Source organism: Amycolatopsis sp. FBCC-B4732 (assembly GCF_023008405.1).
GTDB lineage: Bacteria > Actinomycetota > Actinomycetes > Mycobacteriales > Pseudonocardiaceae > Amycolatopsis > Amycolatopsis pretoriensis_A.
In genome coordinates this window covers 6,219,975-6,240,404 of the sequence record NZ_CP095376.1, presented here as the reverse complement: position 1 = coordinate 6,240,404, position 20,430 = coordinate 6,219,975, and the positions used below count along the sequence as shown (strand labels likewise).

Genomic DNA, 20,430 nt, shown 5'->3' with positions numbered 1-20,430 from the left:
ACCCGAACCCGCCCCGCGGAGGTCCGAGCATGAGCACCGACTACACCGCGGACGAGATGATGAGCGTCGCGGCCGCCCGCGCCCTCGCCGGCGGCAAGTCCTGCTTCGTCGGCATCGGCCTCCCCAGCAAGGCGGCCAACCTCGCCCGCCGCACCCACGCCCCCGACCTGAACCTGATCTACGAATCGGGCTGCCTCGGCGCGAAGCCCTCCCGCCTGCCGCTCTCGATCGGCGACGGCGAGCTGGCCGACACCGCCGACGCCGTGGTCAGCGTCCCCGAGGTCTTCAACTACTGGCTGCAGCCGGGCCGCATCGACGTCGGCTTCCTCGGCGCCGCCCAGCTCGACAAGTTCGGCAACATCAACACCACGGTCATCGGCTCCGACTACCACGACCCGAAGGTCCGCCTCCCGGGCGCGGGCGGCGCCCCGGAGATCGCGGCCTCCTGCGGCGAGGTGTTCATCGTCCTGCGCCAGAACCCGCGCGCGTTCGTGGAGAAGGTCGACTTCGTGACCTCGTTCGGTCACGGAACGGGCAGGGGCGACCGTGAGCGCCTGGGCCTCCCCGGCCAGGGCCCGACCCTGGTGGTCACCGACCTGGGCCTGCTGCGCCCCGACCCCGAGACCGCCGAACTGACCCTCACCGAGCTCCACCCCGGCGTCGAGCTCGATCGGGCCATCGCGGCGACGGGGTGGAAACTGAAGGTCGCGGAGGACCTGAAGGCCACCCCCGCCCCGACCGAACAGGAGCTCAAGGTGCTCCGAGACCTGGAGAAGGCGAGCGCATGACCGACGTCTACATCCTCGACGCGATCCGCACCCCGTTCGGCCGCTACGGCGGGGCGCTGGCCGGCGTCCGCCCGGACGACCTCGCCGCCGGGGTCCTCAAAGCTCTCCAGGCCCGCACCGGCCTCGATCCGTCCACAGTGGACGAAGTCACCCTCGGCGACGCGAACGGCGCGGGCGAGGACAACCGCAACGTCGCCCGCATGGCCACGCTGCTGGCCGGCTGGCCGACGACCGTCCCGGGCAGCACCGTCAACCGCCTCTGCGGCTCCGGCCTCGACGCGGCGATCCAGGCGAGCCGGGCGATCCAGGTCGGCGACGCCTCCCTCGTCGTCGCCGGCGGCGTCGAGTCGATGACCCGCTCGCCGCTGGTCATGCCGAAGCCCGAAAAGGCGTTCCCCGCCGGCAACCAGACCCTCTACAACACCGCGCTCGGCTGGCGGATGGTCAACCCGGCGATGCCGTCGCAGTGGACGGTCTCCCTCGGCGAGTCCACCGAACAGCTCGCCGAGCGCTACGGCATCGGCCGCGACGAGCAGGACGCCTTCGCCGCGCGCAGCCACGTCAACGCCGCCAAGGCCTGGGACGAAGGCTTCTACGACGACCTCGTCGTCCCGGTCGAGGGCGTCGACCTGGCCCGCGACGAAGGCATCCGGCCGGACTCCGGCCCCGAGAAGCTCGCCAAGCTGAAGCCCGTGTTCCGCAAGGAAAACGGCACCGTCACGGCGGGCAACGCCTCCCCGCTCAACGACGGCGCCTCGGCCCTCCTGCTCGGCGACGAAGCCGCCGCCGGCCGGCTGAACAGGGCCCCGCTCGCCCGCATCGCCGGCCGGGGCGCGGCCGGCGTCGACCCGGACGTCTTCGGCATCGGCCCGGTGCGCGCGGCCGAGATCGCCCTCGAGCGCGCCGGCATCGGCTGGGACGACCTGGCCGCGGTCGAGCTCAACGAGGCCTTCGCCGCGCAGTCGCTCGCCTGCCTGCGCGACTGGAAGGACCTCGACCCGGAGATCGTCAACACCCACGGCGGCGCGATCGCCATCGGGCACCCGCTCGGCGCGTCGGGCGGCCGGATCCTCGGCACCCTGGCCCACGACCTGCACCGCCGCGGCGGGGGCTGGGGCCTGGCCGCCATCTGCATCGGCGTCGGCCAGGGCCTGGCCGTCGTCCTCGAAGGCCGGTAAAGGAGAACAGACGTGGCCACTCCGACCGAACTCAGGCTGCCGCGCTACGGGCAGGACCCCGAAGGCACGCACCCCCCGCTGAATTCCACCGGCTACCGCTCCACGGCCCTGCGGCACCCCAAGCAGGACCTGGTGCTTCTCCCGCAGATGCTGACCGAGGTCACCGGCCCGCTGCTCGGCCCGGGCCGGCTCGGCGAGCTCGACAACGACCTGACCCGCCAGCACGCGGGCGAGCCGCAGGGCCAGCGGATCATCGTCACCGGCCGGCTCCTCGACGGCGACGGCCGCCCGGTGCGCGACTCCCTCGTCGAGATCTGGCAGGCGAACGCCGGCGGCCGCTACCGGCACACCGGCGACCGCTGGCCGTCGCCGCTCGACCCGAACTTCGACGGCGTCGGGCGCGCACTGACCGACAACGACGGCCGCTACACCTTCACCACCATCAAGCCCGGCGCCTACCCGTGGAAGAACCACGACAACGCCTGGCGCCCCGCGCACATCCACTTCTCGGTGTTCGGCTCGGCGTTCACCCAGCGGCTGGTCACCCAGATGTACTTCCCGGACGACCCGCTGTTCTCCCAGGACCCGATCTTCAACTCGATCCCGGACGAAAAGGCCCGTCAGCGGATGGTCTCGCGCTACGACCACGAGATCACCCAATCCGAATGGGCGCTCGGGTTCCAGTTCGACATCGTGCTGCGCGGGCGCGACGCGTCGGTGTTCGAAGAGGAAGAGGACGAGGACGAATGACCAAGCTGCTCCCCACCCCTTCGCAGACGGTCGGCCCCTACCTGTCGATCGGGCTGCCCTGGCCCGACGGCCCGCACGTCGTGCCCGAGGGCACGCCCGGCGCGTTCCGGATCCGCGGCACGGTCCGCGACGGCAACGGCGACCCGGTCCCGGACGCGATGATCGAGACCTGGCAGGCCGACCCCGACGGCGGCTTCGCCCACCCGGACGACCCGCGTGGCGCGGCGAACGGCGAGTTCCGCGGCTTCGGCCGCTGCCCGACCGACGTCGACGGCACGTACGAGATCCTCACGCTGCTGCCCGGCGTGGTCCCCGGCGAAGGCGGCACCACGCAGGCCCGGCACATCGACGTGTCGGTGTTCGCGCGCGGCCTGCTCAACCGGGTCGTCACGCGGATCTACTTCGAGGACCAGGACAACTCCGCGGACCCGGTGCTGGCGACCGTCCCGGCGGAGCGGCGCGCCACGCTCATCGCGGCGAAGACCGACGACGGCTACCGCTTCGACGTGCGCTTGCAGGGCGACGGCGAGACGGTGTTCTTCGCGGTATGAACGGAGGAGGAGGCGGTGTGAGCTCCGTGCGGGTGCACCGGGTCGTGGAAGGCCCGGAGGACGGGCCGGTGGTGGTGTTCGGCGGGTCGCTCGGCAGCGACCTCCGGATGTGGGAGCCCCAGGTGGTGCCGCTGCTCGAACGCGGCTTCCGGGTGGTCCGCTACGACACGCGCGGCCACGGCGCATCCCCGGTCCCACCGGGTCCGTACGAACTCGACGACCTGGGCGCCGACGTCGTCGCGCTGCTCGACGAGCTCGAGGTCGAGCGGGCCCACCTGGTGGGGCTTTCGCTCGGCGCGATGACGGGCATGTGGCTCGGCGCCCACGCACCGGACCGGGTGGCGAGCCTGGTGCTGTGCTGCACGTCCGCGAAGCTCGGCCCGCCGAGCATGTGGGCCGAGCGGGCCGCGAAGGTCCGCGCCGAGGGCACTTCCGCGGTCGCGGCGGCCGGCGTCACCCGCTGGCTCACCCCGGGCTACGCCGAGCGGCACCCCGACCGCGCCGCCTACCTGCGGTCGATGATCGCCGGGGTCCCGGCCGAGGGGTACGCGGCGTGCTGTGGCGTGATCGAGCGGATGGACCAGCTCGACGCGCTGCCGAAGATCACCGCCCCGACCCTGGTGATCGCGGGCGCGGAAGACCCTGCGACCCCGCCGGAGGAGCACTCGCGCCCGATCGCGGAGAGCATCCCGGGCGCGCGGCTGGAAGTCGTCGCGGACGCGGCGCACCTGGGCAGCTACGAGCAGCCGGCGGAGTTCACCCGGCTGATCCTCGACCACTTGGAGCGAGTGTGACCGACCGGCACGAACAGGGCATGAAGGTGCGGCGCGAGGTGCTCGGGGACGAGCACGTCGACCGCGCGGTCGCGGGCACGACGGACTTCAGCCGCCCGTTCCAGGACTACATCACCGAGGGCGCGTGGGGGTCGGTGTGGTCCCGCGACGGCCTCGACCGCCGGACGCGCAGCTGCGTGACGTTGGCGGCGCTGACGGCGTTGCAGGCGCACAACGAGCTGGCGATGCACGTCCGCGCGGCGGTCCGCAACGGCCTGACGGCGGCGGAGATCAGCGAGGTCCTGCTGCACACGGCCGTCTACGCGGGCGCGCCGGCGGCGAACGCGGCGTTCGCCATCGCGCAGCGCACCCTCGCCGAGCTCGGCGAGCCGAGCGCCCGGCCGGCCGACGCCGGATAGGGTGCCGGTCATGGACGCGGGGAGGCCGATCGACGTCGAGCTGGACAGCGAGCCGGCGCACCGTGGTGCCCACCACGTGCAGTCGCTGGAGCGCGGCCTGGCCGTGATCAAGGCCTTCCACGCGGGAGCGGCGGAGCTGACCCTGAGCGACGTCGCCCGCGCGACCGGCTTGACCCGCGCGGCGGCCCGCCGGTTCCTGCTGACGTTGACCGACCTCGGCTACGTCCGCACCGACGGCAAGTACTTCTCCCTGACCGCGCGCGTGCTGGAGCTGGGCTACGCGTACCTGTCGAGCATGACGTTGCCCGAGGTGGCCCAGCCGCACCTGGAGAAGCTGTCCGCGACGGTCCACGAGTCGAGCTCGGTCTCGGTCCTCGAAGGAACGGACATCGTCTACGTCGCGCGGGTGGCGATCTCCCGGATCATGACGGTCAGCATCAACGTGGGCACCCGCTTCCCGGCGTACGCGACCTCGATGGGCCACGTCCTGCTGGCCGGCCTCAGCAAGGCGGAGCTGGAGGCGTACTTCCTGGTGGCGAGCCTGGACCGCCTCACCGACCACACGGTGACGGCCCCGGACCCCCTGCGCGCGGAACTGGCGGCGGTGGCCGACCAGGGCTGGGCAATGGTCGACCAGGAACTGGAGGAGGGCCTCCGCTCGGTGGCGGCCCCGATCCACGACCGCAAGGGCCGCACAGTGGCGGCGGTCAACCTGTCCACGCACGCCAGCCGCACGACGGCGGAGTCGGTCCGCGAGAACCTGGTCCCCCCACTCCTGGAGACGGCCCGCGCGATCGAAGCGGACCTGGCGATCGGAGCCCCGGGCCGAGCCCATGGCTGACCCCCCACCGCGGGCCACCCGGGTCGCCGGCCTCCTCCTGGCCGCAGGAGCCGGCCGCCGTTTCGGCGGCCCGAAGGCCCTGGTCGAACTGGACGGCGAACCCCTGGTCCACCGAGCCCTCCAAACCCTGACGGCGGCAGGCTGCACCCCGATCCGCGTAGTCGTGGGCGCAGCAGCCAACGAAGTCCGCGCCCTGCTACCCGACCCGTTGTCGGCGGTGTTCGCGGAGGGCTGGCAGACGGGCATGGGAGCCTCCCTCCGAGCAGGCTTGGCCGCACTGGCCGAAACCCCCGACGCTCCGGTGGCGGCCTTGGTCCACCTGGTCGACCTGCCGTGGGTAGGCCCGGAGATCCTCACGAGGATCGCCGCGGAGGCAACCCCGGAAGCGGTGGCCCGCGCGTCGTACAACGGAGTCCCCGGCCACCCAGTCCTCCTCGGTCGCGACTGGTGGCCGGAGATCGCAGCCACCGCCCAAGGCGACCGAGGCGCCCGAGACTGGCTCGCGACCCGCAAGGACCTGAAGCTGATCGAGTGCGCCGACCTGGGCAGCGGCCGCGACGTCGACCGCCCCACCGACTTGCCGAACCCGCCGCCCCGCTGACCACCCGCTCCAGCGCAAGCCGCTTCCGGCACTTCGCCGCTCCGCCCGCACTGCTCCCCGCCACCCCAAAGGTCGCGACCTTCCCGCCCAGCCCCTCCCACGCCGTCCCGGCCCGCGGACCCCACCCGACGAGTCGACACCGCCCCACGCGAGCCACCTCGGCCCGGACCATCGGCCGCCCCGGTACTGCAGCCGCCCGCCCTCCGGCAGGCCGTTCGCCTCCGCAGGCCGGCCTCGGGTCGCCCCGGTTCTGCCGCCATCCCGGCCAGCAAGTCGCGCCCGATATGCGAGTTGCCCCCGCACCGCCCATCGGCCAGTGCGTCGCAGCGCGGCACGCCAGTTGCGCCTGGGCACTCGGCGGTGCCTCGGCCAGCAAGTCGCCGCCCGGCATGGGAGCGGCCGGCACGCCAGTTGCGCCCGGGCACCCGGCTGTGCCCCGGCCAGCAAGTCGCCACCCGGCGTGCAAGCTGCCCCCGGCCGCGCCTGGCCGCCGCCTCCTGGCCAGCGCGTCGCAGCGCGGCAGGCCGGGTGTGCCCGGCCACCCGGCATCCCGCGGCCAGCAAGCCGCCGCCCCGCCGCGCGGCACGCCAGTTGCGCCGCGCACCCGGCCGCGCCCCGCCGCGCCTCGCCGGGCACCAGGCCGCGTTCGGCAGGCGCCCCCGCCGCGCCTCGCCGGGCACCAGGCCGCGTTCGGCAGGCGCCCCGCCGGACACCCGGCCGTACCCGGCCGAGCCCCGCCGGACACCCCGGCCGCACCCCGGCCGTGCCCCGCCGGACACCCCGGCCGTGCCCCGCCGGACACCCCGGCCGTGCCCCGCCGGGCACCCGGCCGGGCTCCGGCAGGCGCCCCACCGCGCCCCGCCGGGCCCCCGGCCGAGCCCCGGCGGGCACGCGGGCCGTGGGTCATCCGTCCGGGCCTCCTGCTCCGCACACACCGCACCCTCCCCACCCGCCGCCTACGATCGGGGCGTGACCGACTTGCTCGCCTCGCCCGAAGAACTCGCCGTTGCTCTCGACGGGACCGGTTACCTCGCCGATGACGGGCTGGCCACCGCCGGGTTCCTCGCGCTCAAGATGGGGCGCCCGCTCTTCTGCGAAGGCGAACCCGGTACCGGCAAGACCTCGCTCGCCCTCGCCCTCGCCGCCGCGCTCGAGCGTCCTCTCGTGCGGCTCCAGTGCCACGAGGGCATCGACGCCGCCCAGGCGCTCTACGAGTGGGACTTCCCCCGCCAGCTCCTGCACCTCCGGGCGCTCGAAGCCGTCGGCACGCTCGATGTCGAGGCCGCCGAACGGTCGCTCTACACCGAACGGTTCCTCCTCGCCCGGCCCCTCCTGCAGGCTCTCAAAGCTCCCTGCGTCCTGCTCGTCGACGAGATCGACCGCGCCGACGACGAGTTCGAAGCCTTCCTCCTGCAGCTGCTCGACGAGAACGCCGTCACCATCCCCGAGTACGGGGAGGTCCGCGCCGCGCAGCCGCCGCTCGTCGTGCTCACCTCCAACCGGACGCGGGAGGTGCACGACGCTCTCAAACGGCGGTGCCTCTACCACTGGCTGGAACACCCCGACCTGGTTCGGGAGGTCATGATCCTGCGCCGTAGAATCCCTCGAATAGGTGAAGTTTTAGCTCGGCAGGTCGCTGAAGCGGTGCATCGGCTCCGTGAAATGGACCTGCTGAAGCCACCGGGAGTAGCTGAGTCACTCGATTGGGCGAGAGCCCTGATGACTCTTGAGCGCGACGAGCTGGACGCGGCCACCGCGGCGCGGACGCTCGGGGCCGTCCTGAAGTACAGCGAAGACCTCGACCGGGTACGGGCGAAACTCGACGCCCTGTTCGCCTGACCCGAGGGCCGAGACGGGGGAGAACCTGCGGATGAGCGTGGCGGAAACGACCGAGACGAGACCGGCCGCGGAGCCGGCGCCGGATCGGCCCGAGGCAGCCGGGGCGAGGACCGGCACCTGGCGGGGCAAGCTCGCCGCCGTGGCCGCGATCCTCGGCGGCACCGCGCTGATCGCCGTGCACGCGTCCTTCTACGGGCACTGGCTGATCGACGACGCCGCCATCACGTTCGCCTACTCGCGCAACGTCGCCGACGGCTTCGGGCCCGTCCTGCAGCCCGGCGCCTCGCCGGTCGAGGGGTACTCCAACCCCACCTGGATGGTGCTGCTCGCGCTCGGCAAGCTCGTCGGCCTGTTCGACCACGGGACGCTGTTCGGGGTCAACGACCAGATCCTCTTCCCGAAGGCGCTCGCGCTGGCGTGCTGCCTGGGCGTCCTCGTCCTGTTCTACTTCGGCGCCAAGACGCTCACCCGCCGCCCGGCGCTGGTCACCTTCCTCACCGGGGCCGTGCTCGCCGCGATCCCGTCGTTCGTGATCTGGTGCTTCTCCGGGCTCGAGAACTCCTTCTACGCCCTGACCGTCGCCGCGCTCGCGGTGGTGATCCTGCGCGCGGTCCAAGGCGGACGGCTGCTCGGCACGCAGGTCGCCGTCGGCACCGGGCTGATCGCCGTGCTCGCCGCGCTGACCCGGCCCGACGGCATCATCTACGCCGGTGCGTACCCGATCGTCGTCCTGCTGTTCCTCAAGCGGGAGCTGCTCGGCCGCAGTGTCCGCGCGGTCGTCCTGTCGGTCGCCGGCTTCGCTGTCCCGTACGGCGCTTACGTCGTCTTCCGCTGGTTCGAGTTCGGCCGGCTGGTGCCCAACACCGCCGTCGCGAAGGGGCAGGAGCCGCCGAACCTCGACGACCTCGCGCGGCCCGGGGAGATCGTCTCCTACGTCGGCTGGCTGGTCGTCGCGATCGCCGTCGCGTGCCTGGTGATGCTGATGATCCGGCCGTCGAAGCTGCGCACCGGCCTGATCGCGCTGCTGGTGCCCTTCGGGCTGACCGTCGTCGCCTACATCGTCCTCGAGTACGACTGGATGGGGCAGCTGCGCTTCGCCACCCCGGTCTGGACGCTCGGCGCGTTCGGCGCCGCGGTCGTGGTCGTCGAGGCCCTGTCCGCGGCCCGGCTGCGCGGCCGGATCGTGCTCGCCTGCCTGCTGGTCGTGGCCGCGGTCAGCTCGGTGAGCGGGTTCTACACCCAGGGCACGACCTACCGCGCCAACGTCAAGACCGCGTTCTGCATCGTCGCCGAGCGCGACGCGCAGGCCGTCAACGGCTTCGCGGACATCCTCAAGCTGCCGGACACCGCGCAGGTCGGGCTGATCGACCTCGGCGGGACGTCGCTGGGCAGCCGCATCCGGGTGCTCGACCTGGCCGGCCTCGGCGACAAGCCGATCGCCGACTACCTGCACCGCGCCGACATGCAGGGCCTGCGCGACTACGTCTTCACGAAGGCCAAGCCGGAGCTGATCACGTTCATCGGCTCGTGGATCACCACGCTGCAGTTCGACCGGGACCCGCGGTTCGAGCAGGACTACGTGACGATCTTCGTCAACCAGCCGATCGGGAACATGACCGTCGATTCGCGCAACTGGGTCAGCTACCACGTCCGGCGCGACCTGGTCGACCCGGCGAAGCTCGCCGAACTCCAGGCGTACGCGCAGAAGACGCTGCCGCCGATCCTGGAGCTGAACAAGACGGCCGGCCTGCGCGGCTGCGCGAACATCCAGCCCGGCATGAAGGTTTCCTGACGCACGAACCCGAAACGCCCGCCCGGTCCACAATGGACCGGGCGGGCGTTTTAATTGCGTTGCCGGGCTCGCGCGCCTCCGGCATCCTTTTCTCACACAGCCGGAACCGCCACCGAGAGGAGGAGATCGTGACCCGACAACGGAACCGCCGCGACTCGGTCTCCCACGCCGTTCGCTGAATTCTTTCCGAAAAGCTCTTCGCGCCCACCCGCCGCTACCGGGTCGGCCGCGGCGAAGAGCGCGGTCCGCGTGCCCACCCGGGGAGGGGCGGGTGCGCGGGCCGCCTCGTCCCGGTAGCTCAGCAGGACAGAGCGCGGCGCTACGAACGCCGAGGTCCGAGGTTCGACTCCTCGCCGGGACGCCAGAGAAGCGCACAATGGGGACATGACCACCGCCGCCGATCCCGTCGCCGGGTACGCCGGGTTCGCCGCCGCGTTGCGCGAAGCCGGGGTGGCCTGCGACGCCCACCGCGTGCAGGCCTACCTGGCCGCCGTCGCCGAGATCGACGTCGCCGAGCCCACGCAGCTGTACTGGGCCGGCCGGCTGACGCTGTGCTCGAGCCCCGACGACCTCCCGAGTTACGAAGAAGCCTTCAGTCAGTGGTTTTCCATCGAGACGCCGACCCCGCAGCGCACGAAGACCGCCGCGCCGAAGCAGGCCCGGATCGCGCCGCTCGTCGACGCCGAGGGCGGGGACGCCGAGGGCGGCGATGGCCAGGACCAGCTGAAAGTCGCCGCGAGCGCCCAGGAAGTGCTGCGCCACCGCGACCTCGCCGCGCTGACCACGGCCGAACGCGAACACCTGCGTGAGCTGCTGGCCACCCTCAAACCGGTGCCCCCGAAACGGCCGGCCGCCCGGCGGACGTCGTCGCGGCGCGGCCGGCTCGACCCGTCGCGCACGCTGCGCGCCATGCTCGCGAGCGGTGGCGAGCCGCTCAAGCTCGTGCACGCCCGCCGCGGCACGCGCCCGCGCCGGGTGGTGCTGCTCATCGACGTTTCCGGTTCGATGAGCCCGTACGCCGACGCGCTGCTGCGGTTCGCCCACGTCCTGACGCGGTCCGCGCCCCAGGCGGTCGAGGTCTTCACCCTCGGCACGCGCCTCACGCGGGTGTCGCGCCAGCTGCGCCAGCGGGACCCGGAACGCGCCATGCTCGCGGCCGGTTCCGCGGTGCCCGATTTCGCCGGTGGCACCCGGCTCGGCGAGACGCTGCAGGCGTTCCTCGACCGCTGGGGCCGCCGCGGGGTGGCCCGCCGCGCGGTGGTCACGGTGTTCTCCGACGGCTGGGAGCGCGGCGACACCGGCCTGCTCGGCGAGCAGCTCGCCCACCTGCGCCGGCTCGCGCACGCCGTATTCTGGGTGAATCCCCACGCCGGAAGGGCGGGGTACGCTCCGGTCCAGTCGGGCATCGTCGCGGCGCTGCCCCACATCGACCGGCTGCTGGCCGGGCACACCCTGGCCACCTTGGAACAACTGCTCCGGGAGATTGCCGATGCGTGACGTACTGGACGACGTGTTCCGCCGCTGGACCGACGGCGAGACCGTCGGACTCGGCACCGTGGTCGCCACCTTCTCGTCGGCGCCGCGCGCGCCCGGCGCCGCGATGGTCGTCGCCCCCGACGGCACCGTCGCCGGCAGCGTGTCCGGCGGCTGCGTCGAAGGCGCGGTCTACGAGCTCGCGCAGGAGGTCGTCGCCGAGCGCAAGCCGGTGCTGCAGCGCTACGGCGTCACCGACGACGACGCGTTCGCGGTGGGCCTGACCTGCGGCGGGATCATCGACATCTACGTCGAGCACGTCGACCGCGCGTCGATGCCGGAGCTCGGCGACGTCGTCGCGTCGGTGCGCGGCGGCGAGCCCGTCGCCGTGGTGACGGTGATCGAGCACGAGCGTGAGGGCCTGGTCGGCGAGCACATGATCGTCTGGCCGGACCGCACCGCGGGCTCGCTCGGGTCGTCGCGGATGGACGACGCGGTGGCCGACGACGCGCGCGGCCTGCTGGCCAGCGGCCGCACCGGCACCCTGCACTACGGCCCGGACGGGCAGCGCCGCGGCGAGGGCATGGCGGTGTTCGTCAACTCGTTCGAGCCGCCGCCCCGGCTGCTGGTCTTCGGCGCGATCGACTTCGCCGCCGCGATGGCCCGCATGGGGGGCTACCTCGGCTACCAGGTCACGGTGTGCGACGCGCGGCCGGTGTTCGCCACCAGCAGCCGCTTCCCGGACGCGCACGAGGTCGTCGTCGACTGGCCGCACCGCTACCTGAAGGCGGAGGCGGACGCGGGGCGGATCGACCAGCGCACGGCGATCGCGGTGCTGACCCACGACCCGAAGTTCGACGTGCCGCTGCTGGAGATCGCGCTGCGCCTGGAGGTCGGTTACGTCGGCGCGATGGGCTCCCGCAAGACCCACGATGACCGGTTCGCCCGCTTGCGCGAAGCCGGGATCACCGAGGGGGAGCTGGAACGGCTGTCCTCGCCGATCGGTCTCGACCTCGGTGCCCGGACACCGGAAGAAACCGCCGTCTCGATCGCCGCGGAGATCATCGCGCTTCGGTGGGGTGGCGGCGGCAAGCGGCTCGCCGAGCTGACCGGACGCATTCACGGCTGACGAAGGCCCCCGGGCGGCACTGCTCCGGGTGGCTTACAAAAGTTCACCCATCCGGACTTCCGCACGTGCGGAGTTGTGCAGTGCTTTCCCGTGCATCTGCGGAACAAGTAGTTGAACGTGTGACATCAGGGCTTGTCCGCGCCAAGGTCGCGTAGCACGCTCGGGAGTCTGTGAGCCCGATCACCTCGGGCAGGCCGTTCCCGAACCGGCTTTTGGAGGCCTGATGCGCATCACCGTCACCGTCGACGGGACGAAGTACACCGACGAAGTCGAGCCCCGCACCCTGCTCGTGCACCACCTGCGCGAAAAGCTTGGCAAGGTCGGGACCGTCGTCGGCTGCGACACCAGCAACTGCGGCGCGTGCACCGTCCACCTGGACGGTCACAGCGTGAAGTCCTGCTCCGTGCTGGCCGTGCAGGCCGACGGCTGCGAGGTCACCACCATCGAAGGCCTCGCCCGGGACGGGCAGCTGCACCCGGTGCAGAAAGCCTTCCACGACAACCACGCCCTGCAGTGCGGGTTCTGCACGCCCGGGATGATCATGCAGTCGATCGACCTGCTGGCCGACAACCCGGATCCGGACGAACAGGCCGTCCGGGAAGGACTCGAAGGCAACCTCTGCCGCTGCACCGGCTACCAGAACATCGTCCGCGCGGTCCGCGACGCCGCGCAGAACATGAGTCCCGGCGCCGGCCCCGAAGCGGAACGGATCTCCGAGAACAAGCACGTCGGCGTGGGTGGTGACTGATGACCGCCACGATCGAACCGGAGGTCGGGAAGTCCCGCCGCCGCAAGGAAGACGAACGGCTGATCACCGGCCGCACCCGCTGGACCGACAACCTCGCGCTGCCCGGGATGCTGCACATGGCGGTCCTGCGCAGCCCGTTCGCGCACGCCAAGATCGTCTCGATCGACACGTCGGCGGCGAAGGGTGCCGCCGGGGTGGTCGCCGTGTTCACCGCGAAGGACCTCGACCCGGACAGCTCGATCGGCATGCCCTGCGCGTGGCCGATCACGCCGGACATGAAGGCGCCGCGCCGCCCGGTGCTCGCCGCCGACCAGGTCAACTTCGCCGGTGAGGGCGTCGCGGTCGTCGTCGCGCGGACGTCGGCCGAAGCGCACGACGCGCTCGAGGAGATCGACGTCGAGTACGACGAGCTCCCGGTCATCCTCGACATGGAAGCCGCGATCGCCGACGGCGCCCCGCTCGTCCACGAAGACCAGGGCAGCAACACCAGCGCCGTCTGGAAGTTCGACTCGGCCGAAGCCGGCACCGGCGGCAACGTCGAAGAGGCCATCAGCTCGGCGGAGGTCGTCGTCAAGCGCCGCTTCCGCCAGCAGCGCCTGGTCCCCGCGTTCATGGAGCCGCGCGCCTGCGTCGTGGACCCGACGGGCACGCAGCTCACCATGTGGTCGGCCACCCAGGTGCCGCACATCCTGCGCGTGATGTCGGCGCTGACGCTCGGCATCCCCGAGCACAAGCTGCGCGTGATCGCCCCGGACGTCGGCGGCGGCTTCGGCGGCAAGATCGGCGTCCTGCCCGAAGAGATGATGTCGCTGCTGGTCGCGCAGAAGCTCGGCAAGCCGGTCAAGTGGAACGAGACGCGCTCGGAGACGATGCTCGCCGCGCACCACGGCCGCGACCAGATCCAGGACATCACCATCTCGGCCACCCGGGACGGACAGGTGACCGGCCTCAAGGTCGAGCTGCTCGCCAACCTCGGCGCGTACAACGGCCTGGTCGGCACCGGCGTGCCGATCCTCGGCGCGTTCATGTTCAACGCGATCTACAAGTTCCCGGCCTACCACTTCGCGTGCACCAACGTGTACACGACGACGACGCTGACCGACGCCTACCGCGGGGCCGGCCGGCCGGAAGCGACGTTCGCGATCGAGCGGATCATGGACGAGCTCGCCGTCGAGCTCGGCGTGGACCCTCTGGAGCTGCGCGAGAAGAACTGGATCAAGCACGAGGAGTTCCCGTTCACCACGGTGTGCGGGCTGACCTACGACTCGGGCAACTACGAAGCCGCGACGGCGAAGGCCAAGCAGCTCTTCGACTACGACGGCCTGCGCGCCGAGCAGGAGAAGCGCCGCGCGTCCGGCGACAAGGTCCAGCTCGGCATCGGCATCTCGACGTTCACCGAGATGTGCGGGCTCGCGCCGTCGCGGGTGCTCGGCTCGCTCGACTACGGCGCCGGCGGCTGGGAACACGCGGCGATCCGGATGCTCCCCACCGGCAAGGTCGAGGTCATCACCGGCGCGTCCGCGCACGGCCAGGGCCACGAAACGGCGTGGAGCCAGATCGTCGCCGACCAGCTCGGCGTCGCGTTCGAGGACGTCGAGATCATCCACGGCGACACCCAGTCCTCCCACAAGGGCATGGACACCTACGGGTCGCGCTCGCTGGTCGTCGGCGGGATCGCCGTCGTCAAGGCGGCGGAGAAGGTGGTCGCGAAGGCCAAGCCGATCGCGGCGCACCTGCTCGAATGCGCCGAGGACGACCTGGAGTTCGCGAACGGCAAGTTCACCGTGAAGGGCACCGACACCTCGACCGGCATCGCCGACATCGCGCTCGCGGTGTTCGCGGCGCACAACCTGCCCGACGGGGTCGAGCCGTCGCTCGACTCGGACGCCACGTTCGACCCGGAGAACTTCTCCTACCCGCACGGGACGCACCTGTGCGCGGCCGAGGTGGACACCGAGACGGGCCGGATCAAGCTGCGGTCCTACGTCTGCGTCGACGACGTCGGCGTCGCGGTGAACCCGCTGATCGTCGAGGGCCAGGTGCACGGCGGGCTCGCGCAGGGCATCGCGCAGGCGCTGTTCGAAGGCACCGAGCACGACGAGAGCGGCACGCTCACCACCGGCACGTTCGCCGACTACCTGCTGCCCTCGGCGGCCGACCTGCCGTCGTTCACCACCGACCGCACGGAAACGCCGTCGACGACCAACCCGCTGGGCGCCAAGGGCGTCGGCGAGGCGGGCACCATCGCCTCGACCCCGGCGGTGGTCAACGCGGTGATCGACGCCGTGCGCCACTTCGGGGTGAACGACATCGAGATGCCGTTGACGCCGATGCGGGTCTGGCACGCGATGCAGCACGGCACCACCGACGCGGGCGGCCCCGGCCGCGGCGAAGCCGGTGGCGGACTCGGTTCGATCGACGCCTCCGGAGGTGCGCAGTGATCCCGGCTCCCTTCGAGTACGTCCGACCGTCCACAGTGGACGAAGCGGTGCAGGCGCTGGCGTCGGCGGGCGAGGACGCCAAGGTGCTGGCGGGCGGGCAGAGCCTGCTCCCGGTGCTGCGGATGCGGCTCGCCGCGCCGACGACGCTGATCGACCTCGGGCGCGTCCCGGAGCTGCGCGGCGTGCGCGAGGACGGCGACGCGCTGGTGATCGGCGCGATGACCACGCACTACGACGTCCAGCACGACCCGCTGGTCGCCGAGCACGCGGCGCTGCTCAAAGCGGCGACCGACACGGTCGCCGACCCGCAGATCCGCCACCGCGGCACGCTCGGCGGCGCGATCGCCCACGCCGACCCGGCGGGCGACCTGCTGGCGCCGGTGCTCGCGCTGGAAGCGTCGCTGGTGGTGGCCGGGCCCTCGGGGCGCCGGACGGTGCCGGCCGCGGAGTTCTTCCAGGACCTGTTCACCACGGCGCTGGCCCCGGACGAGCTGCTCGTCGAGGTCCGCGTGCCCAAGCACACCGGGTGGCGGGCGCACTACGAGAAGTTCAACCGGGTCGCCCAGGCGTGGTCGATGGTCGCGGTCGCGGTCACCGTCCGCACCGAGGCGGGCATCATCGAGGAAGCCAGGGTCGCGCTGACGAACATGGGCTCCACACCGGTACGCGCTTCGGGCGTCGAAGCGGCGCTGGTCGGCGTCCAGGCCGCGGCGGATTCGATCCGCGCGGCGGCGTCGCACGCGGCCGAGGGCACGAATCCGCCGGTCGACGGCAACGCCGACGTCGAATACCGCCGCCACCTGGCGAAGGTGCTGACGGGCCGGGCCATCGCGGCGGCGGCCGGGGCCTGAGGACCGGATCGTCCACCCTGGCCGCGGCCCCGGCGGCGGCTAGGGTGGGCACCGGACACCCCAGGTCTGGCAGAGAGGAGGTCGGCCGTGCGGCTCGACCACGAATTCACCGTCCCGGCCCCGATCGGCGAGGTCTGGCAGGCGGTCGTCGACCCCGAGCGCGTCGCCCCGTGCATGCCGGGCGCCACGCTGACCAAGGTCGAAGGGGACGCCTTCAGCGGGACGGTGAAGGTCAAGCTCGGGCCGATTTCGCTGCTCTACAAGGGGAAGGGCGAGTTCCTCGAGAAGGACGAGACCGCGCACAAGGTCACGATCAAGGCCTCGGGCAAGGACTCGCGGGGGGCCGGCACGGCGTCCGCGACGGTCACCCTGACGTTGACGGAGAGCGACGGCGGCACCCACGGTTCGGTGGCGACCGACCTGGCGATCACCGGCAAGCCGGCCCAGTTCGGGCGGGGCCTGATCAGCGAGGTGGGCGGCAAGATCCTGGACACGTTCGCGGGGTGCCTGTCGGGGAAGCTCGCTCCGGAGCCGGCTGCCGCTCCTGCCGCCGCTCCGGCGCCTGAGCCCGCTGTCGCGGCGGCGCCCGAGCCCGCGGTGAAGCCCGCGCCGACGACGGCGGAGATCAATACCGAACCCCGGCCTTCGGCACCGCAGCCGGACCGCCCGCCGCTGCGCAGCGTCCCGGCGGCCCCGGAGACCGAAGCGATCGACCTGCTCGACTACGCGGGGCAGTCGGTCTTGAAGCGGCTGGCGCCGGTGCTGCTCGGCATCGCCGCGGTGGCCGGCGTGATCGCGATCATCCGCGCGCTGCGCAAGTAAGCGTGGGTTGAGGGTCGCGGTCCGGAGGTAGCCGGCGAGCCTGTGCTCGTGGGCCCGGCGACTGCGATCTACCCTGCGCAGATCTTCCGGCCGGCCGCCCGCGGCGATTTCCGCTCGGCCTCGCCGGCGTGATCGCGGTCGTCCGCGCTCTGCACAACATAAGCGTGAGCTGAAGTTCGCGGTCCGGAGGTGGCTGGCGGGCCGCAGCACTTCGCCGGTGCTCATGGGCCCGGCCGCGGCCGCCCGGTTCGATTCCGCTCGGCATCGCCGCGGTCGCGATCCTCCGCGCCCTGCGCAGGGTAAGCGCGCGCCGAAGGGTCGCGATCTACCCTGCGCAGATCTTCCGGCCGGCCGCCCGGTTCAATTCCGCCGGACCGGCGACGTGGCTCGCTCGAACGGCTACGCTGGGCGACCTGGTCGGCCGAACTTCGCGCAAGGGGTACGTCACGATGCCGGTTCGTCACATCGGCGGCTTCGGCTCTTGAGAGCCCAGGCCGCCGTGCGCCGGGAAGCGCTTTCCGACTGGCCGGGGTGGCCCGCGCGGTGGGAGATGTGGACCGCCGCGAAAACGCGGTGGATCGTCTACGCCCTCAGCTGCGAGCTGCTCGCCGTCGGCGCGACCGCCGTCGCGCTGGGTACCGGGTTCGGGGAGCCGGTGCGGCCGGTCTGGTTCGCGGTGCTCGTCGCGCTCGGGGTGGCGCAGGCCGAAATGTCGCGCCGCATCGAACGGCTGCGGCGGTGGATGAGCGGGCAGACGCACATCAACGTCACCTCGGTCTGGTACCTCGCCGGCGTCGTGCTGCTGCCGCCCGCCTGGGTCGCGCTGCTCGCCCTCGTGCTCTACGCCCACCTGTGGGCCCGGGTGTGGCGCCAGGTCCGGACGCGGCCCGCGCACCGCTTCGTCGCGAGCACCGCGTGGGCGATGCTCTCCTGCTTCGCGGCTTCGTCGGTGCTCGCCGTGCTGGGGTTGCACGGGACGCCGTTGCAGACCCCGCGCGGGTTGTTCGCGCTCTGCCTCGCCGCGGCGGTGTTCGAGCTGGTGAACATCGGACTCGTGGCGGCGGGCATCTACCTCTACACGAGCCAGCGCTCGGCGGCCGACCTCATCGGGACCTGGGAGGACAACGCCTTCGAGCTGGCGACCCTCTGCCTCGGCGGGCTGGCCGCCTTGGCGCTGGTCGAGCAGCCCGTCCTGGTCGTGTTCGTGGTCGCGCCGTTGCTGCTGCTGCACCGGTACCTGCTGCTGAAGCAGCAGCTGCAGGTCGCCGCCGTCACCGACGAGAAGACCGGGCTGCTCAACACCGCCGGCTGGCACGACTCCGCCGTCCGGGAGCACGCCCGCGCGCTGCGCCGTGGCACCGGCAGCCGCTTCGCCGTGCTGATGATCGACCTCGACCACTTCAAGAAGATCAACGACACCTACGGCCACCTCACCGGCGACGACGTGCTGGCGGCCGTGGCGGTGGCGATCTCCGGCTCGGTGCGCCAAGGCGACACGGTCGGCCGGTTCGGCGGCGAGGAGTTCGTGGTGCTGCTGCCGGGCATCGGCCACGGCGACGTGCTCGCCATCGCCGAACGCGTGCGGGTGGCGGTCGGCGAGCTCAACGTGGTCATCTCGACCGGCGGCGGGACGGTCCGGGTGAGCGGGCTGTCGGTGTCGATCGGGGTGGCGTGCCACCCCGGCAGCGGCCATGCGCTCGACGACGTGCTCCGCGCCGCCGACGCGGCGCTGTACCGGGCGAAGGAAGCCGGCCGCAACCGCGTCGCCGTGTGACGAACGGCGCGAAATAGCCGCCCGCGCAGGCCGTTGAACCCGGTATGAGCGGCGCGGATCACGAGACGGACGTGGTGGTGATCGGGGCCGGCCAGGCGGGCCTGTCCGCGGCGTACCACCTGCGGCGCGCCGGCTTCGCCAACCGGACCGGCTTCGTCGTGCTGGACCACGGGAAGCGCGCCGGGGGAGCGTGGCAGTACCGGTGGCCGTCGCTGGTGCTCGGCAAGGTGCACGGCATCCACGACCTGCCCGGCATGGCCTTCGGCTCCCCGGACGTGACGCGCCCCGCCTCCGAAGTCGTTTCCGAGTACTTCGCGCGCTTCGAAAGCGTGTACGACCTCCCGGTGCAGCGCCCGGTCGACGTCCGGTCGGTGACGCGGGCGGGCGACCGGCTGGTGGTTTCGAGCCCGGCGGAGTCCTGGGCGGCGCGGGCCGTGATCAGCGCGACCGGCACCTGGGACCGGCCGTTCTGGCCGCACTACCCGGGTCAGGAGACGTTCGCCGGCCGCCAGGTGCACACCGCGGACTACGCCGGGCCCGAGGACTTCCGCGGCGAGCGGGTGGTCGTCGTCGGCGGCGGCGCGTCGGCCGTGCAGCTGCTGATGGAGTTCGCCCCGCTCGCCCGCGCGACGGCGTGGGTGACGCGGCGCCCGCCGGTCTGGCGGGACGAGCCGTTCAGCGAGAACTGGGGACGCAACGCCGTCGCGAAGGTCGACGAGCGCGTGCGGGCCGGGCTGCCGCCGGAGAGCGTGGTGAGCGTGACCGACCTGGCCGTGACGCCGGAGGTGCGGGCCGCGCGGGCGGCCGGGATCCTGGAGCGCCGCCCGATGTTCGCCCGGATCGTGCCCTCGGGCGTCGAGTGGGCGGACGGCACGCGCTTCGACGCCGACGTGATCCTGTGGGCCACCGGCTTCCGCGCGGCGATCGACCACCTCGCCCCGCTGCACATCCGCGAGCCGGGCGGCGGAATCCGCGTGGACGGCACGCGGGTGGCGCTCGAGCCGCGGCTGCACCTGGTGGGGTACGGGCCGTCGGCGAGCACTGTGGGGGCGAACCGCGCGGGGCGGGCCGCGGTGAGCGAGATCCGGAAGCTCCTGACCACGGCCTGACCGCCCACTTACGGGCGATTTGTGGCGTTTCGCCCCGAACCGCACCGATGCCGTGAAACGATCATGGGGTGAAGAAGACACTGGGGCGTCTGGGCGCCGTCACCGCAATCACCGGTTCACTGCTCGGCCTCGCGGCGGGCACCGCTTCCGCGGGGAACCCGCAGTACATCCGCAGTTACCAGTGGCAGGCCGACTGCGAGCGCGCCGCGGACGAAATCCGCAGCGGGGCCGACCTCGCCGCGTACTGCCGGTGGGACCAGGGGCACACCGAGTGGGACCTGTACGTCCTCTCGCTCTGATCCCGCGAAGAAAAGGTGCCGTTCCCCGGCCGCAACCGGGGAGCGGCACCTTTTTTCGTGGCCGTCCCACGTCGCGAAGCAGTATCCCGGTCAGCGAAACAGGACAAGACAAGACTTGTCAGGCCAAGCTACTCGCCGTTAAAGTCCGCTTAGTTAGGAAACTTTCTTAACTGTTTTACCCGACGCCGCAGCCCCGTCAAGCCACCGCCAAGGCCCTTAAGGAGTGCGACGTGCCGTCCACCCGGTTACGAC

Annotated in this window: 19 protein-coding genes and 1 tRNA gene; all 20 read left to right on the top strand. The window is 72.3% G+C overall.

The genetic code is table 11. From position 1 onward, the window contains the following. Positions 1-29 precede the first annotated feature (29 nt). Positions 30-788, top strand: a complete 759-nt coding sequence (locus MUY14_RS27210) for a CoA-transferase subunit beta (RefSeq protein WP_247013183.1) — start codon at positions 30-32, stop codon at positions 786-788. Continuing rightward, positions 785-1,966 carry a thiolase family protein gene (locus tag MUY14_RS27205; protein ID WP_247013181.1) on the top strand — a complete coding sequence of 394 codons (1,182 nt, stop codon included), beginning with the start codon at positions 785-787 and terminating at the stop codon, positions 1,964-1,966. Before MUY14_RS27210 ends, MUY14_RS27205 begins: the two co-directional genes overlap by 4 nt. A gap of 12 nt (positions 1,967-1,978) precedes the next feature. After that, a complete protein-coding gene (gene pcaH / locus MUY14_RS27200; RefSeq protein WP_247013179.1) occupies positions 1,979-2,716 on the top strand; it encodes a protocatechuate 3,4-dioxygenase subunit beta in 738 nt (245 codons plus the stop codon). After that, a complete protein-coding gene (gene pcaG, locus MUY14_RS27195; protein ID WP_247013177.1) occupies positions 2,713-3,267 on the top strand; it encodes a protocatechuate 3,4-dioxygenase subunit alpha in 555 nt (184 codons plus the stop codon). Before pcaH ends, pcaG begins: the two co-directional genes overlap by 4 nt. A gap of 17 nt (positions 3,268-3,284) precedes the next feature. Next, on the top strand, positions 3,285-4,061 hold the full coding sequence (gene pcaD / locus MUY14_RS27190) for a 3-oxoadipate enol-lactonase (RefSeq protein ID WP_247013175.1): 777 nt from the start codon (positions 3,285-3,287) through the stop codon (positions 4,059-4,061). After that, positions 4,058-4,459: a 4-carboxymuconolactone decarboxylase gene (pcaC, locus tag MUY14_RS27185; RefSeq protein WP_160701811.1), complete on the top strand. Its 402-nt coding sequence runs from the start codon at positions 4,058-4,060 to the stop codon at positions 4,457-4,459. The genes pcaD and pcaC overlap by 4 nt, the downstream gene beginning before the upstream one ends. Before the next feature lie 10 nt (positions 4,460-4,469). After that, entirely contained in the window at positions 4,470-5,300 is an 831-nt protein-coding gene (locus tag MUY14_RS27180) for an IclR family transcriptional regulator C-terminal domain-containing protein (protein WP_247013172.1), read from the top strand. After that, on the top strand, positions 5,293-5,901 hold the full coding sequence (locus tag MUY14_RS27175) for an NTP transferase domain-containing protein (protein WP_247013170.1): 609 nt from the start codon (positions 5,293-5,295) through the stop codon (positions 5,899-5,901). The genes MUY14_RS27180 and MUY14_RS27175 overlap by 8 nt, the downstream gene beginning before the upstream one ends. 969 nt (positions 5,902-6,870) lie before the next feature. Beyond that, positions 6,871-7,740 (top strand): MoxR family ATPase, encoded by an 870-nt coding sequence (locus tag MUY14_RS27170; RefSeq protein ID WP_247013168.1) that lies wholly within the window; start codon positions 6,871-6,873, stop codon positions 7,738-7,740. Positions 7,741-7,771: 31 nt separating this feature from the next. Next, complete coding sequence (locus tag MUY14_RS27165) at positions 7,772-9,532, top strand: hypothetical protein (RefSeq protein ID WP_247013166.1); 1,761 nt, start codon at positions 7,772-7,774, stop codon at positions 9,530-9,532. Between the two features lie 287 nt (positions 9,533-9,819). Continuing rightward, positions 9,820-9,896 (top strand) — tRNA-Arg (locus tag MUY14_RS27160). A gap of 20 nt (positions 9,897-9,916) precedes the next feature. Further along, positions 9,917-11,029, top strand: coding sequence for a VWA domain-containing protein (locus tag MUY14_RS27155; RefSeq protein ID WP_247013164.1), 1,113 nt, complete (start codon positions 9,917-9,919; stop codon positions 11,027-11,029). Then, entirely contained in the window at positions 11,022-12,134 is a 1,113-nt protein-coding gene (locus MUY14_RS27150) for an XdhC/CoxI family protein (protein ID WP_247013162.1), read from the top strand. Before MUY14_RS27155 ends, MUY14_RS27150 begins: the two co-directional genes overlap by 8 nt. A gap of 223 nt (positions 12,135-12,357) precedes the next feature. Next, positions 12,358-12,882 (top strand): (2Fe-2S)-binding protein, encoded by a 525-nt coding sequence (locus MUY14_RS27145; protein ID WP_247013161.1) that lies wholly within the window; start codon positions 12,358-12,360, stop codon positions 12,880-12,882. Continuing rightward, complete coding sequence (locus MUY14_RS27140; protein ID WP_247013159.1) at positions 12,882-15,323, top strand: xanthine dehydrogenase family protein molybdopterin-binding subunit; 2,442 nt, start codon at positions 12,882-12,884, stop codon at positions 15,321-15,323. Before MUY14_RS27145 ends, MUY14_RS27140 begins: the two co-directional genes overlap by 1 nt. After that, positions 15,320-16,174, top strand: a complete 855-nt coding sequence (locus MUY14_RS27135) for a xanthine dehydrogenase family protein subunit M (RefSeq protein ID WP_247013157.1) — start codon at positions 15,320-15,322, stop codon at positions 16,172-16,174. The genes MUY14_RS27140 and MUY14_RS27135 overlap by 4 nt, the downstream gene beginning before the upstream one ends. An 87-nt stretch (positions 16,175-16,261) precedes the next feature. Beyond that, positions 16,262-16,996 (top strand): SRPBCC family protein, encoded by a 735-nt coding sequence (locus MUY14_RS27130; protein ID WP_247013155.1) that lies wholly within the window; start codon positions 16,262-16,264, stop codon positions 16,994-16,996. Between the two features lie 550 nt (positions 16,997-17,546). Further along, on the top strand, positions 17,547-18,770 hold the full coding sequence (locus MUY14_RS27125) for a GGDEF domain-containing protein (RefSeq protein WP_315863295.1): 1,224 nt from the start codon (positions 17,547-17,549) through the stop codon (positions 18,768-18,770). Between the two features lie 44 nt (positions 18,771-18,814). Next, complete coding sequence (locus MUY14_RS27120) at positions 18,815-19,879, top strand: NAD(P)-binding domain-containing protein (protein WP_247013151.1); 1,065 nt, start codon at positions 18,815-18,817, stop codon at positions 19,877-19,879. Positions 19,880-19,947: 68 nt separating this feature from the next. Continuing rightward, positions 19,948-20,178 carry a hypothetical protein gene (locus MUY14_RS27115; protein WP_247013149.1) on the top strand — a complete coding sequence of 77 codons (231 nt, stop codon included), beginning with the start codon at positions 19,948-19,950 and terminating at the stop codon, positions 20,176-20,178. Positions 20,179-20,430 lie beyond the last annotated feature (252 nt).